Source organism: Bradyrhizobium sp. AZCC 1577 (genome assembly GCF_036924575.1).
Classification (GTDB): Bacteria; Pseudomonadota; Alphaproteobacteria; order Rhizobiales; family Xanthobacteraceae; genus Bradyrhizobium.
Map to the genome: position 1 here is coordinate 2,963,595 of NZ_JAZHRQ010000001.1, position 15,381 is coordinate 2,978,975.

The 15,381-nt window shown below is 61.0% G+C and carries 13 protein-coding genes; 11 read left to right on the forward strand and 2 right to left on the reverse strand.

Features of this window, described 5'->3' with window-relative positions:
• Positions 1-639 precede the first annotated feature (639 nt).
• From V1278_RS13755 to V1278_RS13775, 5 genes are all read left to right on the forward strand, one after another.
• Positions 640-1,983 (forward strand): ABC transporter substrate-binding protein, encoded by a 1,344-nt coding sequence (locus V1278_RS13755; protein WP_334364119.1) that lies wholly within the window; start codon positions 640-642, stop codon positions 1,981-1,983.
• 81 nt (positions 1,984-2,064) lie between these two features.
• Complete coding sequence (locus V1278_RS13760; RefSeq protein ID WP_334381107.1) at positions 2,065-3,093, forward strand: ABC transporter ATP-binding protein; 1,029 nt, start codon at positions 2,065-2,067, stop codon at positions 3,091-3,093.
• On the forward strand, positions 3,090-4,025 hold the full coding sequence (locus tag V1278_RS13765; RefSeq protein ID WP_334381108.1) for a carbohydrate ABC transporter permease: 936 nt from the start codon (positions 3,090-3,092) through the stop codon (positions 4,023-4,025). The genes V1278_RS13760 and V1278_RS13765 overlap by 4 nt, the downstream gene beginning before the upstream one ends.
• Positions 4,025-4,879 (forward strand): carbohydrate ABC transporter permease, encoded by an 855-nt coding sequence (locus V1278_RS13770; RefSeq protein ID WP_334381109.1) that lies wholly within the window; start codon positions 4,025-4,027, stop codon positions 4,877-4,879. Before V1278_RS13765 ends, V1278_RS13770 begins: the two co-directional genes overlap by 1 nt.
• A gap of 11 nt (positions 4,880-4,890) precedes the next feature.
• Complete coding sequence (locus tag V1278_RS13775; RefSeq protein WP_334381110.1) at positions 4,891-5,118, forward strand: hypothetical protein; 228 nt, start codon at positions 4,891-4,893, stop codon at positions 5,116-5,118.
• Between the two features lie 31 nt (positions 5,119-5,149).
• Here V1278_RS13775 and V1278_RS13780 read toward each other — a convergent pair whose 3' ends face one another.
• Positions 5,150-5,284, reverse strand: a complete 135-nt coding sequence (locus V1278_RS13780; RefSeq protein WP_334381111.1) for a hypothetical protein — start codon at positions 5,282-5,284, stop codon at positions 5,150-5,152.
• 521 nt (positions 5,285-5,805) lie between these two features.
• On the opposite strand from V1278_RS13780, the gene V1278_RS13785 reads away from it, so the two are divergent.
• The 5 genes from V1278_RS13785 to V1278_RS13805 all read left to right on the forward strand — a co-directional run bounded on the left by V1278_RS13785 (position 5,806) and on the right by V1278_RS13805 (position 11,751).
• The gene (locus V1278_RS13785) at positions 5,806-5,940 is read left to right on the forward strand and encodes a hypothetical protein (protein WP_334364113.1); all 135 of its coding nucleotides are present in this window, start codon (positions 5,806-5,808) and stop codon (positions 5,938-5,940) included.
• Positions 5,941-6,148: 208 nt separating this feature from the next.
• Positions 6,149-6,523, forward strand: coding sequence for a response regulator transcription factor (locus V1278_RS13790; protein WP_334364112.1), 375 nt, complete (start codon positions 6,149-6,151; stop codon positions 6,521-6,523).
• A 20-nt stretch (positions 6,524-6,543) separates the two neighbouring features.
• The gene (locus V1278_RS13795) at positions 6,544-8,649 is read left to right on the forward strand and encodes a 3'-5' exonuclease (protein ID WP_334381112.1); all 2,106 of its coding nucleotides are present in this window, start codon (positions 6,544-6,546) and stop codon (positions 8,647-8,649) included.
• Positions 8,650-8,715: 66 nt separating this feature from the next.
• On the forward strand, positions 8,716-8,970 hold the full coding sequence (locus tag V1278_RS13800) for a hypothetical protein (protein WP_334364110.1): 255 nt from the start codon (positions 8,716-8,718) through the stop codon (positions 8,968-8,970).
• 3 nt (positions 8,971-8,973) lie between these two features.
• On the forward strand, positions 8,974-11,751 hold the full coding sequence (locus V1278_RS13805; RefSeq protein ID WP_334381113.1) for an ATP-binding protein: 2,778 nt from the start codon (positions 8,974-8,976) through the stop codon (positions 11,749-11,751).
• Positions 11,752-11,777: 26 nt separating this feature from the next.
• On the opposite strand, the gene V1278_RS13810 is transcribed toward V1278_RS13805, so the two are convergent.
• The gene (locus V1278_RS13810; RefSeq protein ID WP_334381114.1) at positions 11,778-13,280 is read right to left on the reverse strand and encodes a DUF294 nucleotidyltransferase-like domain-containing protein; all 1,503 of its coding nucleotides are present in this window, start codon (positions 13,278-13,280) and stop codon (positions 11,778-11,780) included.
• Between the two features lie 630 nt (positions 13,281-13,910).
• On the opposite strand from V1278_RS13810, the gene V1278_RS13815 reads away from it, so the two are divergent.
• The gene (locus V1278_RS13815) at positions 13,911-15,110 is read left to right on the forward strand and encodes an adenylate/guanylate cyclase domain-containing protein (protein ID WP_334381115.1); all 1,200 of its coding nucleotides are present in this window, start codon (positions 13,911-13,913) and stop codon (positions 15,108-15,110) included.
• Positions 15,111-15,381 lie beyond the last annotated feature (271 nt).

Below are 15,381 nucleotides of genomic sequence, written 5' to 3' on the forward strand. Positions count from 1 at the left end.
AACGATCGGCCCAATCGGGAGCACGTTCGCGACGGTACGGCGCAGGCATCCCGCCGGACAGAGAGCTACCCAGCCCCTTTCACGGCATCAGTCAGCGTTAGGTCAGGCTCCCTTACCTGGACGACATCAGGGAGTCGCGAGGAATCGATGTGGTTGCCTTGGCTGGTCCAGGTCCAGCGATGCTGCTCCACCGTGATCTGTCGCCGATAATGCGGACGGTGTGGACGTCGATCTCGATGCGGCCCAATGTAGGATTTCCAAAACGGGATCTCCCAGCGGGGAATGAATTCCCGAATGGCCCGGCCAAAACCGGCAACGCCATCTGGATCGACAGTGATCGTCGAGGCGGGGCGCGTGACACGGTGGAGGGCAGTCTGGCGCGGCCCACATCAGAGACAATAGACGTGTCTTGAGACGTGTCTTGCGGCGCCGCAGCAGGTGCGTCTGCGGTCGGCTGTTGCTTGTCAGCAACCGGCGAAAGGAGCATCCTCAACACGTAATTAATTTGAGCAAGTCCGGAATTATCGGTTGGCACTGCCTGAAGGCCCGTCCCGTTCGAGGGACGCGCCGGAATGAAAATGACCCAAGCCAAGGGGTCTCGAGCGGCAGTCCGCTCACGTACCGATAGGGAGGACATCCATGGAACGCCAGAAGCCTCATCGTGGGCTATCGCGCCGCGATGCGATCAAGACGGCGACTGCCGCGGGCGTCGCCGCAACTATCGGCCCGTTCTTCCATGTCACGCCTGCACGGGCCGCCAAGACACTGAAAATCCTGCAATGGAGCCACTTCGTCCCCGGTTACGACCGGTGGTTCAACAACACCTACACCAAGGAATGGGGCAAGAAGAACGACACCGAGGTGATCGTCGACAACATTAATCTTGCTCTTCTCGAGTCGCGCGCCGCAGCAGAGGTATCCGCCCAGAAGGGCCACGACCTCTTCATGCTCCTCATGCCGCCTTCGGTGTTCGAGGATCAGGTTGTACCCATGAACGACGTCTATGCTGAATGCGAAAAGGCGAATGGCAAGGCGATCGAACTCGGCATCAAGAGCACATACAACCCAAAGACCAAGAGATACTTCGCCTTCTCCGACAGCTACGTGCCGGACCCGGTGAACTACCGCACCGATCTCTGGGGTGACATTGGCATGAAGCCGGACACCTGGGACGACATTCGTGTCGGCGGCAAGAAGATCAAGGAGAAGACCCGTATTCCGGTCGGCATCGGTCTCTCCGCCGAGATCGACACCGGCGTGGCCATGCGCGCGATCATGTATTCATTCGGCGCGCATGAGCAGGACGAGGCTGGCAACCTCACCATCAATTCCAAGAACACGCTGGAGGCCCTGCGCTTCGTTAAGGGACTCTTTGAGGACTGCATGACGCCAGAAGTTCTGGCTTGGGATGCTTCCTCCAACAACCGGCAGATGCTCGCCGGCCGCTCCTCGCTGGTGCTCAACGCCATCTCGGTGACGCGCACCGGAGAGAATCAGAAGATGGCGATTCACGAGAAGATCGCCGTTGCCAAGGCCGCCAAGGGTCCTGTGCGCCGCATGGGCCTCGAGCATGTGATGGACTGCTACGTGATCTGGAAGTTCGCGGAGAATATCCCAGGCGCGCAGAAATTCCTGGTCGACTACATTGCCAACTTCAAGGAAGCCTTCCTGGCCAGCGAGTTCTACAACTTCCCGTGCTTCCCTCAGACCGTGCCAGATCTCAAGCAGCTCATCTCCAACGATAAGAAGGCGGTGCCGCCGGACAAGTACGCGGTGCTCGAGGACGTGCTCGATTGGGCGACCAACATTGGCTATCCCGGCTACTCCACTGCGCCCATTTCCGACACGTACCAGACCTGGCTGCTCAACACCGCCTTCGCCGAGGCGGCGACCGGCGCGGAGACGCCCGAAGACGCCTTGAAGAAGCTCGATACCAAGATGAAAGCGATCTGGGCAAAGTGGAAAGAGCGCGGGATGATCTGATCGCGCGCGTATTGTGATCGGTGGGGCCCGGCGGCGGCCCGGCCCCGTTTGACGCCGACGCGAGAGAGCCGAGAGGCATTCATGGCGACGGTCGAAGCACGGCACATATCGAAGCATTTCGACGAGGTGCGCGCGGTCGACGGCATCGACCTCCTCGCGCGCGAAGGCGAATTCCTCGTCCTGCTCGGCCCCTCCGGCTGCGGCAAGACCACGTTGATGCGGCTCATCGCCGGACTCGAACAGCCGACTGCGGGCGACATCGTCATCGACGGCCGCGTCGTCACTGACTTGCCGCCGCGCGCGCGCAATGTCGCGATGGTGTTCCAGAGCTACGCGCTGTATCCGCATCTCACAGTCGCGAAGAACATCTCGTTTCCGCTGCGCGCGATCGGCATGCAAAGGGACGCGATCCGCAAGAAGGTGGAATGGGCCGCGCGCATGTTCGGAATCGAGCGCTTCCTCGATCGCAAGCCACGCCAGCTCTCCGGCGGCGAACGTCAGCGCGTGGCGCTCGCACGCGCGGTGGTGCGTGAACCGGTGGTGTTCCTGCTCGACGAGCCTCTGTCCAATCTCGACGCCAAGTTGCGGAATTCCGCCCGCGACGAGCTCAAGCAGTTCCAGCGCGACCTCGCCACCACCACCATTTACGTCACCCATGATCAGGCCGAAGCGATGGGGCTCGGCGATCGCATTGCAGTGCTTAACCAGGGCAAGGTGATCCAGATCGGCACGCCGCAGGAGATTTACGGCAAGCCGATGGACACCTTCGTCGCCACCTTCATCGGCTCGCCGCCGATGAATCTGGTGGAGGAGGGCGCCTCCTATGTCGGCTTTCGGCCGGAGGCGTTTCTGCCGCGCGAGGTAGGCAATTCGGACGACAGCATCGGCTTTCCCTTCCGCGTCACCCGCGTCGAATATCTGGGCGCCGATCGGCTGGTCTACGGCGTGCTCGAAGGCAGGACGGCCGAGGCGCATGTGATCTCGAAGATGCCGAACAACATCCGCGCCGAAGTCGTCGCAGGCGAGTGGTACGATTTCGTGGTGCGCAGGCGCGAGATCCATCGCTTCGACCGGAACAGCGGCCGGCACATCGACGGGATCGGGCGATGACGACGGCAACCGCTAACGCCTTCACTGCGAAAGCGGGCTGGCGCACGCGGCTTGCCGACAACGAGCGCCTGTTGTGGCCGCTGATGCTCGCGCCAGCGATCCTCTACATCGTATTGCTGGTCGGCTTTCCGTTTTTTCTCTCGCTGTTCTACAGCGTCTCCGATGTCACCGTCGGCAGCCGCAGCATGAACTTCGTGGGCTTCGAGAATTTCCGCCGTGTGGTGGTATCCAACACGTTCTGGACTGCGCTCAAGAACACCCTCATCTTCACGATCGTCTCGCAATTCTTCGTGCTTGTTTTCGCCAATATCCTTGCGATGGCGCTGTGTGCCGATTTCCGCGGCAAGTGGCTGGTGCGCCTGCTTATCCTGTTGCCTTGGGTCGCTCCGATTTCGCTTGGTGCAATCGGCTGGTTATGGATCTACGATTCGATCTATTCGGTGATCAACTGGACCGGGCAGGCCTTGCGCATTCTCGGACCGAACGATTGGCCGATCTGGCTTGGCCAGCCCAATCTCGCCATGGCCTCGATCATCGTTGTGCAGATCTGGCGCATCGTGCCGCTCGCCACCGTGATCCTGCTTGCAGGGCTCACCTCGATTCCCCAGGACATTCATGACGCCGCCGCTGTCGACGGCGCCGGTTTCTGGCGCCGCACCTTGCAGATCACATTCCCGCTGCTGCTGCCGATCACGCTCGTCGCCGTGCTGTTCGGGATCATCTTCACCTTCACCGACATGATCGTGGTGTTCTTGCTCACCCGCGGCGGCCCCTACGACCAGACCCAAGTGCTCGCAACCTGGGCCTTCTTCACAGGCATCCAGGGCGGCGATCTTGCGGGAGGTGCGGCGGTGTCGCTGTTCCTGTTCCCGGTATTGATGGCGGTGGCGATCGTGTTCCTGTTGCTTGCGCGGCGTTCGGAGGTGACGTGATGACGCGCCGCCCTTTCAAGCTAGTGCGCATCGCCAGGGCCGGCGGCCATGCCAGCATCCTGGTCTTCTTCATCACGTTCCTCGCATTTCCGTTCTATTGGATGCTGATGACGACGTTCAAGACCACGATCGATCTGCACGACGTCAGCAAGAACCCGTTCCTGTTCAACGAGCCGCCGACGCTCGAGCATCTCGCCGTGCTGTTTCAGGACACCCAGTATCTGCAATGGCTGATCAATACCGGCGTGGTGGGGATCGCGGTCGTTCTTATTACGCTTGTACTGGCGGTGCCGGCGGGCTACGCGCTGGCGCGCATGACCGGCCCCTGGGCGCAGACGCTCGGCATCGCTATCTTCCTCACCTATCTCGTGCCGCCAACCATCCTGTTTATCCCGTTCGCGCGCATCATCGCGACGCTTGGCCTGCAGGATTCGCTTTGGTCCTTGGTACTCGTCTATCCGAGCTTCACGGTGCCGTTTTGCACCTGGCTGCTTATGGGATTCTTCAAGGCGATCCCACGCGATCTTGAGGATGCGGCGATGATCGACGGGCTTTCGCGGCTCGGTGCGTTCCTCAAGGTGGTGATGCCGATCTCGCTCGCGGGCGTGCTGACCGCGGTTATCTTCGCGTTCACGCTGGTGACACAGGAATTCGTCTACGGCGTCACCTTCATCACCTCCGCATCGAGCTACACCGTCAGCGTCGGCGTGCCGACCTTCCTGGTGCGCGGCGACGTCTATTTCTGGGGCTCGATGATGGGCGCCTGCTTGATCGTAAGCGTTCCCATCGCAATCATCTACAATCTCTTCGTCGACCGCTTCGTGGCCGGCTTTACGGTGGGGGCGGTGAGATAGGGTGGTGGCACATGTCAGGCGCGAGCGTGTCGGATCAGGAACGCGAACTGCATGAAGTGAATGGCTGCCTTGAACTTCTTTTCACCTTGCGCTCGGAATTCGCGCAATGGCTGGGCGAGGTGCGGGACGGCTCCGCGCGCGAGGCGTTGGAGAATGTCCTGGGTCATATCGAGGCGCTGGAACGGGAGTACCGCACGCGTCGGGACGAACTGCGGGAGCAGCAGGCTACGAGACCGTAGCGCGCCGCCCCGCGAGCGTGAACCGCCGTCCTCAATCTGAAAACACGATCGGCAGCATGGCTTGATGGCCGCGCGAGAAGGACAGCAAAGACGCCACCTGATCATTCAAATGTTTAACCATCGAAGATGAGTCGAAGTTTCCCCTCGTTCCAGTTTGGGCGGCCATTCCAAAACGCCTTGAAACGCAATGAGGCATTTCTTAGCCAAACAATCCCGTAAGGCATTGAATTCATTGTGTTATCGCGGATCTCTAGGGGGCGCCAATTTTTCTTCTCGCTCCATGACGGTGTTCATAGGCGCCGGCCCTGACACGATCGGGCTGTCGAAGCCGCTCTCTGCCAAAGATGAAGCACGGCTGGCCCGCGTTTCGAAGGCGCAGGCGTTCTCGCGGTGCAGCAACCGGTGGAAATAAGCCCTCCTGTAAGCCTTCCTGCAGGTGCGACTTGCCCGGTCCAACGAAGGTCAAAGCCATGCGGCCGCCTCGCACGCCCGGCACCGCAGCATTCCTGCCGGATGTCCAGGATTCGAAAAAGAGTGGGCAAGGACAAGAAGGGGCGGAGGATGTAAAGTCAGTTCGCGCGACCTTGGTGGCCAGCAGTTTGACTTGCTGCACGATCGGCGGGTCGCTGTGTCATCGGGCGGGCTCGGCTGAGGTTTTGGGAGGGCGAGAGCAAAACGGAGGAACCGATGAAAAGGGATATCTGGCAAGAAAACAAAGAGCGCTACTTCGAGTGGAATCCCATCGAAGGCCTCGGTGCCAAGTTCACATGGGCTGCGATCGGAGCAGCTGTGGCTGTCGTCGCCATGTACCTGCTGCGCTAGAGCGGACGGGAATAGATGGACTCGCGATCGCACCCCCAGGTTTTTGATTGAGCATGATCCTTTCGGCAAACCGGTACCCACCCCCGACCACGTCGAGGGGAAGCTCTTCGGGATCATGCTCTAGGTAGGTGGCGCGGAATTGGGCAGAGCGCACTTTTCGCTTGCCGCGCTCTCGCGCGGTCGAGCAAGGCGACCTCTGGAGGATGCAATGCCGCAAAGCGTGCTCGTGGTCGACGACGAGGCCAACATCCTGCTGTCCCTCGAGTTCCTGATGAAGAAGGCCGGCTACGAAGTTCGCCTCGCCCGCGATGGCGAGGAGGCGCTCGCGGAGATAGCCAAGGCGCGGCCGGATCTCGTGCTCCTCGACGTCATGATGCCGAAGCGCAACGGTTTCGACGTGTGCGAGGCCATCCGGGCCAATCCAGAGTGGCGGGCGGTGCGTGTCATCCTGCTGACAGCCAAGGGCCGCGACATCGAACGCGAAAAGGGCTTGGCGCTGGGCGCCGACGACTACATCACCAAACCGTTCTCGACGCGCGAGGTCGTTGAACGGGTCACCGCTTGGATCGGGCCGGCCAAGTAACCGGGCAACAAGGGCGTGCGATGCAGGCTGCCGTTGCGATACCAATCCTCCTCGCAGCATTGGCGCTTGCCGCCTTCGCTGTGTCCGGCGTTGCGCTGTGGCAGGCGGTGCAAGGTGGCGGAGCGGTCGGCGCTTACATGTCCATCGCATTTGCCGTCGTCGCCGCTTTGGTTGGACTGGCTTGGGCGCTGCTGCATGTCAAGCTCCTCAAGCCTCTGGCCGCTCTGAAGCGGGAACTGCTGATGCAGTCGCAGATACGCGTCGATCGACCGCTCGCGGTCGATCGCGGCCACTTGCTCGATGGGCTTGCAACGGCGGTCGAAAAAATACTCGGCGCGCTCCGAGCCGCGCGTGGCGAGACACAGGAGGCCGTGGATGCTGCCACGCGGCGTGCGGAGGAACAGAAGAGCCGGCTCGAGGCCATCCTGCTCGATCTCTCCGAAGGTGTGATCGTCTGCAATCTCGAGCACCGCATACTCCTCTACAACCAAGCCGCCGCCCGGATACTCAACGCGCGCGATACGCTTGGACTTGCCCGCTCATTGTTTGGCGTGCTGACGCGAGAGCCCGTGCTATTGACGCTTGAGCTGCTCCTGCAACGGTCAGAGGACGCAGCCGGCGATGAAGCCCGGTCCACCGGAGAATCGACGCTCGATTCCACGACGCGCCGCTTCGTCTGTGCGTCGGTCGACCTTGCGACTTTGCTGCAGGCGAGGCTCAGCCTGGTGCGCGAACCTTCGGGCCGTGCCTCAGGCTACGTGTTGACCTTTGCCGATGTCGGCGCCGAACTCGAAAACGTGGCCCAGCGCGATGCGCTTCTGCGCGAGGTCGCCATGGAATGGCGACGGCCGCTTGCAAGCTTGCGCGCCGCGACCGAGATGCTGGCGGGGGAGCTCGAAGCGAGCGAGCGCCGCGTCTTTCAAGACGTCGTTGGCAAGGAGGTCGAAGCGCTCAATCGGAGCTTTACCGACGTTGCGCAGCGTTACGAACGCCTTGCGACGGGTCAGTGGCAGTTGGCCGACATTTACTCGTTGGATCTGTTCCGCGCCGTCCGCAGGCATTTGGCAGACGCCGACGGCATCCAGGTCACGCCCGTGGGCGTGCCGGTCTGGATTCATGCCGACAGTCACTCGCTGGTGCTGGCGCTCGAGCATCTGATCCGCGCCGTTGCCAGGCACACGGCGAAAGCCGCCTTCGATATCGGCGCCGTGGTGCAAGACAAATACGTCTACGTCGAGGTGGTTTGGGACGGCGCGCCGCTCGCCTCGGCGATCATCGAAGTCTGGCTGGCCGAGCCGCTGAAGGGTACGATCGGCAACCGCACAGTCCGCGAGATCGTGGAGCAGCATGGCAGCGAGCTATGGAGCCAGGTGCTGCCGGAGGGGCGCACGTGCCTCAGATTGCCGCTGAGGAAGGCCGTAGAGCCGCCCGCCCGGGAACGCCGGGACCGCGTTGTGCCGATGCCGGAGCTATACGACTTCGACCTGTTTGCTCTTCCGACTGAGGCAATCAGGGACACGCCGTTGCGCAAGCTCGACCTGGTCGTATTCGACACCGAGACCACCGGCGTAAGGCCCGACGAGGGTGATGAGCTGATCTCGATCGGAGCAGTTCGTGTGGTTAATGGCCGCATTCTGACGGGCGAGACGTTCGAGCGACTGGTCAATCCGAGTCGCGATATCCCCGCCAGCACGACGCGAATTCACGGCATCACCACCGACATGGTACGCGACAAGCCCCCAGCACAAGTCGTCTTGCCGCAATTCAAGTCCTTCATCGGTGAATCCGTGCTCGTCGCTTACAACGCCGCCTTCGACATGAAATTCCTCGAGAACGGGGCCGAGCAGGCAGGCGTCAAATTTGACAACCCGGTGCTCGATGCTCTGCTTCTGTCCGTGTATCTGCAGCCGGATGTGTCCGATTTTTCGCTGACTGCCACTGCTGAACGACTGGGTGTCGAGGTCATTCGCAGGCACACCGCAATCGGCGACGCCATGACCACGGCCGCGATCTTCGTAAAGCTCCTGGATCTGTTGAGAGCCCGCGGGATCGAGACGCTCGGTCAGGCTGCCAGGATTTCCAGCCGGATGATGGAGCATCGCCGTCAGCAGGCGCAACTCATATGATTCCGCGCTGTCGCGGCAAGGACGCAGCGAAGCGCACATCGAGGTGATACCATGCCAAGGCGAGGATTGACCGGCGAGCGCTTGATCGGCTTGTTCCTGTTCGGTTTGCTTCTGCTCACACCGCCGCTGATCGGCGCCTTCGACAAGGCCACCTTAGTGGGCGGGATACCGTCGCTTTACCTCTATTTATTTTTATCATGGGCGTCGCTGATCGCCCTCACGGGCTTGATCGTCGAGCGGCCGGACCCCGACGAGGAGATTGCCGAAAGCGAGCCTGGCCCGAATTCCGACCAGGGTCCCAACCGCAGACCGCGAGCCTGAGCCATGCTGGGCGGGTACGTCATAGTCACGGTCTCCTTCCTGTATCTCTCGATCCTGTTCGCCATCGCCTACTATGGCGACCGCCGCGCGGACCAGGGTCGGAGCATTATCGCGAGCCCCTACATCTTTGCGCTGTCCATTGCCGTGTACGCCACAGCCTGGACCTTCTACGGCAGCGTCGGACGGGCCGCGTCCTCCGGCGTCAGTTTCCTGCCCATCTATCTTGGCCCGACGCTGACCTTCATCCTTGGCTGGTTTCTGATCCGCAAGATCATACGCATCAGCAAGGTCAATCGCATTACCTCGATCGCCGACTTCGTTGCCTCGCGCTATGGCAAGAGTTCCTTTCTGGGCGGACTGGTGACCATCATCGCGGTCGTCGGCATCATGCCGTACATCTCGCTGCAGCTGAAGGCGATCTCGACGAGCTTCGCCGTGCTCCAGCACTACCCGGACATCGTGATGCCGGCCAAGCTTGGCTCGACTCCGGTCCTGCAGGACACAGCGCTCTACGTCGCGGTGATCATGGCCGCATTTGCCATCCTGTTTGGCACGCGGCACATCGACGCCAGCGAGCGTCATGAAGGCATGGTGGCGGCGATTGCCTTCGAGTCGGTGGTCAAGCTGTTCGCTTTCCTGGCGGTTGGGCTATTCGTCACCTTCGGCATCTATGGCGGCTTCGGCGAAGTGTTCTCGCGCGCGGCCACCGACCCAGCCCTCGCGCGTCTCTTTACGCTCGAGGCAGCCGGCGGGTACACGAGCTGGATTTCGCTGACGCTGGTCTCGATGGCAGCCATTGTCTTGCTGCCGCGCCAGTTTCAGGTGCTGGTGGTCGAGAATGTGGATGAGCGCCACATCAAGAAGGCCATCTGGCTGTTCCCGGTCTACATGTTGCTCATCAACATTTTCGTCTTGCCGATCGCTTTTGGCGGGCTCCTCCACTTTCCCGGAAATACGGTCGATACCGACACCTTCGTGTTGACCGTGCCGATGGCCGAGCATTTTTGGACCATCGCGTTGTTCGCATTCATCGGCGGCCTCTCCGCGGCAACGGGCATGATCATTGTCGAAACCATTGCCCTGGCCACCATGGTGTCGAACGATCTCGTCATGCCCCTGCTGTTGCGCTTCGGCCGACTGCATCTCTCGGAGCGCAAGGATCTGTCTGGCCTCATGCTCGCCATCCGCCGCAGCGCCATCATCTTCGTGATCCTGCTCGGCTATGCGTATGTCCGGTTGATCGGCGAATCCTACGCGCTCGTCTCCATCGGGCTGATGTCATTCGTCGCTGCCGCACAGTTCGCGCCCGCTATCCTCGGCGGCATCCTGTGGAAGGGAGCGACCCGCCTCGGCGCTATGGCTGGAATGAGCGCCGGGTTCCTGGTGTGGATCTACACCCTGCTGCTGCCTTCGTTCGCACGATCGGGGTGGATCTCGGAGAGCTTCGTGCAGGACGGCCCATGGGGGCTTGCGCTGTTCAGTCCCTATGCGTTGCTCGGGCTTTCCGGCCTCGATCCCATCGCGCACGCCCTGTTCTGGACCATGGTGATCAATATCGGACTTTATGCCGCTGTATCGCTTATGACGACGCAGACCATGATCGAGCGCAGCCAGGCCGTACAGTTCGTGGACATCTTCAAGCAGCCGTCCGAGGGCGCGCGCATTTGGCGCGGCAGGGCCACTATTGGCGACCTCCGTCGCCTCTCCAATCGCTTCATCGGTGAGACCTTGACGGATCAAGCCTTCCAGCGCTTCGAGCGCGACCGAGAGCGCCGGCTCGACGATGCGCATGCGGCGGACGCGGACATCGTGCATTACGCGGAGCGGCAACTCGCCGGCGCCATTGGCGCGGCCTCCGCGCGGATTATGATCGCCTCAGTGTTGAGGGAGGAGATGCACGACATCGATGAGGTCATGCAGATCCTCGATGAGGCTTCTCAACTCGTTGTCTACAGCCGTCAACTGGAGGAGAAGTCGCAGCAGCTCGAGGCGGCGACGGCCGAGCTCAGGGCCGCTAACGAGCGGCTCAAGGAGCTCGACAAGATGAAAGACGACTTCGTCTCGACGATCAGCCATGAGTTCAGGACACCGCTCACCTCGATCCGCTCCTTCAGTGAGATCGTGCACGACAATCCGGACATTCCCGTCGAGCAGCGCAAGATGTTTCTCGGTACTATCGTTCAGGAAACCGAGCGGCTGACCAGGCTTGTCAACGACATCCTCGATCTCGCCAAGATGCAGGCGGGCCAGACGGACTGGCAACTGGCTAGGATCGAGCCAAGGAAGGTGATCGACAACGCGCTCGCCGCAACGGCCGGCCTGTTCGCCAAGAACCCCCGCATCAAGCTTGAGTGCCGCGTGGCCGAGGATCTGCCGAGGATTCTCGTTGACGCCGATCGGATCACGCAAGTGCTCGTCAATCTGATTTCGAATGCGGTCAAGTTCTGCGACAAGGACAATGGTTTGATAACCATTGTGGGGCGAGCAGAAGAAGCGGGGTCCGTCCTGATCAGCGTGCATGACAATGGTGTCGGCATCGCCAGGGAGGATCACAAGAAGATTTTCGAGCGGTTCCGCCAGGCGGGCGACACATTGATCGGCAAGCCGCAGGGCACCGGTCTGGGGCTGCCGATCAGTTTGCATATCCTTGAGCGCTTCGGGGGCACCATCTGGGTCGAGAGCGAACTCGGCAAGGGTGCGACTTTTTTCGTCCGCATCCCTTCGGCCGCCTCTTCGGCCGAGCTCTCCCACCCGGCCACGGCCGCTCGCGAAGTCACTTGACCGCAACGTGGCGAGTTGCTCGCCAGCTAGAGCGAGCGTTCCGCGAATTCCATATTCAGTGTTGCACGCAGGTTTTCGATGGCGCGGAAAGACGCCACGAGATGTTTGTTTTCGCGTTGTGAGAGATCAGCCACAGGGACATAGTTGGTGATCTTGCGCCCGGCCTTGAAGTCCTTCAGCTGCTGGCGCAGCAAGAGACGGGTCATATGCCTGAAGGCGTCGGCAAGATCCTCATGGTCTCCAGCGCTGATGGCTCCCTTCTCCTTGAGGCAGTCAAGCCGGGTGAGAGTCGACGTGGCCGGAATGCCGGCTTTAAGCGCAAGCAGCCGCGTACCTTCCACGAGCGGAAGCGTTCCACGAAGCTTCAGGTTCACCACACCCTGCCGATACTCCCCATGGTACTCCTTGCGCAAGCGTCCGAACCAGCCGAGTGCCACCTTGTGCTCGGCTTCGATGGCGAACAGGTGTCGGAGGAACTGAGGGGACTCCGACGTTACTGCGGTGACGTGGGCGCGGAGCTCGCTTGAGAGTGCGGGATCGCCGAACGCATGACGGAAATCGAAGAAGATATCGCAGTTCAACAGCATCTCGGACTCGCGCCGCCTGATCCAGTTGTCGATCTGCCGGCGCCAATCCGACAGGCGCTTGCGCCAGACGGGATTGGTGGCCATGACATCGCCGACGCAGAGGCGAAAACCGACCGCGTCAAGCATCCGCGTCATGCGCTCGGCAAGCTCCAGAAAATATGCGTCCGCACGCTTGCCCTGGCCGACGACGTCGTCAGCGAGGATGAAGCCGTTGTCCTGGTCGGGCGCCAGAAAGTTTTCGCCGCGCCCGCCCGACCCCATGATAATGAGAGCGAACCGCGCAGGAGGCTCCCCCCAGCCGTCGTCGCGCATCGCCGCTTCGACCAGCCTCAAGACACGCCGGTGGATATCGTTGTTGATTTCCGTGAGCAGCGACTGCACCTCCGGCGCCGAAACGTTGTTGTCCAACAGTGCGCTGGCAAGCTGGGCCTGTGCCTTCCTTATGAGGTGCAGGCCCTCGACGCTCTCCTCGTGCGTGAGCTGCTCGATGAGCGACATGCTCTCGCTCGACAAAGAGGCGAGCGCTTCGTCCAAGGCGAGCATGCCGATCATCGCTCCGCTCCAGTCCACGACGGGGACATGCCGAAGCTTGCTACGGCGCATCAAGGCGACGGCCTGGAAAAGGTAGTCGTCGGCCCCCGTCACGACGACCGGCGCCGTCATCACCGACTCGACGCCTTGATCGGGCTCCGTGCGCCACGCGATCCGGCGCACGACGTCCTGTTCCGTCACGATGCCCCTGGGGCGGCCCGCAGCATCGATGACGACAGCACAGGACGCGGGCGTCGCCGTCATCAGGCTTACGACCTCGCCCACCGTCGTGCTCGGTGCAACACGAACAGGCGGCGGTCGCATATGGTCGCGTACGAGGCGCCGGAAAATCTCGGTTTGCGTACTCAATGGTGGTTTGCTCCGCGGACCCACATGCCCCTGCACGATCATCAGGCCACGATTTGAACCTACCGCTACGCGGTACGCGCTTATGGCCTCCGGCTGCAGTCTAGATTATATTGCAATTTCAACCACATAAGAGTTTCGTAGTTTTGTTCTGGTGGCGTGCCAGCGGCTCTGGAAGCTCACCTAACATGCGAGGGCTCGTCACCACCTTGTTTACTTCGAAGCAGCGTGTTCCGCAGGAAGCATTAGGGACCCGCGTCTTGATGTCTGGACGCGTGCCCGGAAAGGAGCTTGGCCTGAGCGACCAGAGATCTTGATGATCATTCTTGGAGCTGAGTTGCCCAACGAAGGACTGCTTCTCCCATTTGGAAACGAGTGCCAAGCTATTGAAATTGCTAGGGCGCATTTTTTGAATTTCTTCCAAATGCGCTTTGAGATCGTTGAATAATCAAGCGGATTTTGATTCCGCCATTCGGAGGTTCGATCCCTCCAGCTCCAGTTAGGGCTCAAAGCGCAAGCCCGGCACGACCGCGGCGCCCTCTCGCGCCGGATACGCGACAACTCGCCGGCAACCCGATGCGCACAAGCAGATTGCGGCGGGCTCCGTTGACGAGGTCGCGCGAGGACACGACATATCCTGTACCGTCGATCCAGGTCACTGCTCAGGAGCAAGATATGAACGCGCCGCCAAAAATCGATCCCGTTACCGCGTGTTCTGACCGGGACGTCTTGCACTGGCTGACAAACGGCACGCGTGATGAGCGCTTCATTGACAATATTTTCGCTGAGCTGTGTATCCGGCTCCAGCGAGCAGGCATACCGGTCAAGCGGGCGTCGCTTCATATCCTGATCCACCATCCGCAATGGCTTGGCGCACGGATCATGTGGGCCGACGGGATGCGCGAGGCGGAGATTGCGAGGGTCGACTACGACGTCAGGGAGCGATCCGAATACATCGGCAGTCCCGCCAACGAAGTCCATGACGGTGCCTCCGAGGTGCGCGAAAATCTCGAACGGGACCCGTCACTGGGCCGCAAGCATGCCGTCTTTGACGAGATGCGGGCGAAAGGCCTGACTGATTATGTGGCGTGGCCGCTGTATCATACGCTCGGTAAGCGGCATATCGTGACCTTTGCAACCGACCGGCCAGGAGGTTTCGACGATGCGCATATCGCCAGCCTGTTAGAACTGTTGCCGGTTCTAGCGCTGGTCAGCGAAATCCGTGTCAAGAACCGGTTGGCGCGAACGCTGCTCGAAACCTATGTCGGGTCGCATGCCAGCGAGCTCATTCTAGCCGGCGCCACCAGGCGGGGCAGCGGGACGACGGTACGCGCTGCCATCATGATCTGCGATCTGCGTGATTTCACCAGGATCTCCGACAACTGGCCGCGCGATGACGTCATTGATCTCCTGAACGGCTATTTCGATGCGATGTCGGAGCCGATTGCGCGACATGGCGGGGAAATACTGAAATTCATCGGCGACGGCCTGCTTGCCATTTTTCCGCTGAGCCAGCCATCGGCCTGTGCAAATCTGCTGCATGCCGTGGCGGAAGCCCGTCAGGCCATGCTTGCCCTCAACGAAAAAAACGGCGAAACCGGCCGTGAGCCGCTGAATTACGGCATCGGCGTCCACGTCGGTGATGTCATGTACGGCAATATCGGGTCGCGCAGCCGGCTCGACTTCACGGTCATCGGTCCTGCGGTCAACATGGCCTCGCGTCTGGAAGCCCTCACCAAACAGTTGGGAAAAACGGTGCTGCTGTCCCGCGCGTTCGCTGATTTCGTCGAAAACGATTTCGATCTCGAACGCGTCGGGGAATATCCGGTGCGAGGCTTCAACGACCCAATCGAGCTGTTTGCGTATCACGGCTGAACGACGATCTATCGACGGGTGCCGGGCCGCCCCACGGGCCACCAACATTTGATTCGCGCGCAGGCCATTCAGCGCAGTCGCTCCCTGATGTTGCCGGGACCGATCCTCTGTGGGGACTGGTTCTATTTGGAAACGGCTGCCAAGCTATTGAAAGGCTACGGCCGTCTTGAGCTTTTTCCAAGAACGCCTTGAAATCATTTGATAATTTGGCTGATTTCGATTCCGCCATTCGGAGGTTTGATCCCTCCGGTCCCGGGCAGGCGCTCTGCCG

What these genes read in the sequence shown, in the direction of transcription:
- V1278_RS13790 (WP_334364112.1), top strand. Translation starts at nt 6,149, where the DNA reads ATGCCGCAAAGCGTGCTCGTGGTCGACGACGAGGCCAACATCCTGCTG.
- V1278_RS13785 (WP_334364113.1), top strand. Translation starts at nt 5,806, where the DNA reads ATGAAAAGGGATATCTGGCAAGAAAACAAAGAGCGCTACTTCGAGTGG.
- V1278_RS13815 (WP_334381115.1), top strand. Translation starts at nt 13,911, where the DNA reads ATGAACGCGCCGCCAAAAATCGATCCCGTTACCGCGTGTTCTGACCGG.
- V1278_RS13775 (WP_334381110.1), top strand. Translation starts at nt 4,891, where the DNA reads ATGTCAGGCGCGAGCGTGTCGGATCAGGAACGCGAACTGCATGAAGTG.
- V1278_RS13780 (WP_334381111.1), bottom strand. Translation starts at nt 5,284, where the DNA reads ATGGCCGCCCAAACTGGAACGAGGGGAAACTTCGACTCATCTTCGATG.
- V1278_RS13765 (WP_334381108.1), top strand. Translation starts at nt 3,090, where the DNA reads ATGACGACGGCAACCGCTAACGCCTTCACTGCGAAAGCGGGCTGGCGC.
- V1278_RS13770 (WP_334381109.1), top strand. Translation starts at nt 4,025, where the DNA reads ATGACGCGCCGCCCTTTCAAGCTAGTGCGCATCGCCAGGGCCGGCGGC.
- V1278_RS13805 (WP_334381113.1), top strand. Translation starts at nt 8,974, where the DNA reads ATGCTGGGCGGGTACGTCATAGTCACGGTCTCCTTCCTGTATCTCTCG.
- V1278_RS13795 (WP_334381112.1), top strand. Translation starts at nt 6,544, where the DNA reads ATGCAGGCTGCCGTTGCGATACCAATCCTCCTCGCAGCATTGGCGCTT.
- V1278_RS13760 (WP_334381107.1), top strand. Translation starts at nt 2,065, where the DNA reads ATGGCGACGGTCGAAGCACGGCACATATCGAAGCATTTCGACGAGGTG.
- V1278_RS13755 (WP_334364119.1), top strand. Translation starts at nt 640, where the DNA reads ATGGAACGCCAGAAGCCTCATCGTGGGCTATCGCGCCGCGATGCGATC.
- V1278_RS13810 (WP_334381114.1), bottom strand. Translation starts at nt 13,280, where the DNA reads ATGATCGTGCAGGGGCATGTGGGTCCGCGGAGCAAACCACCATTGAGT.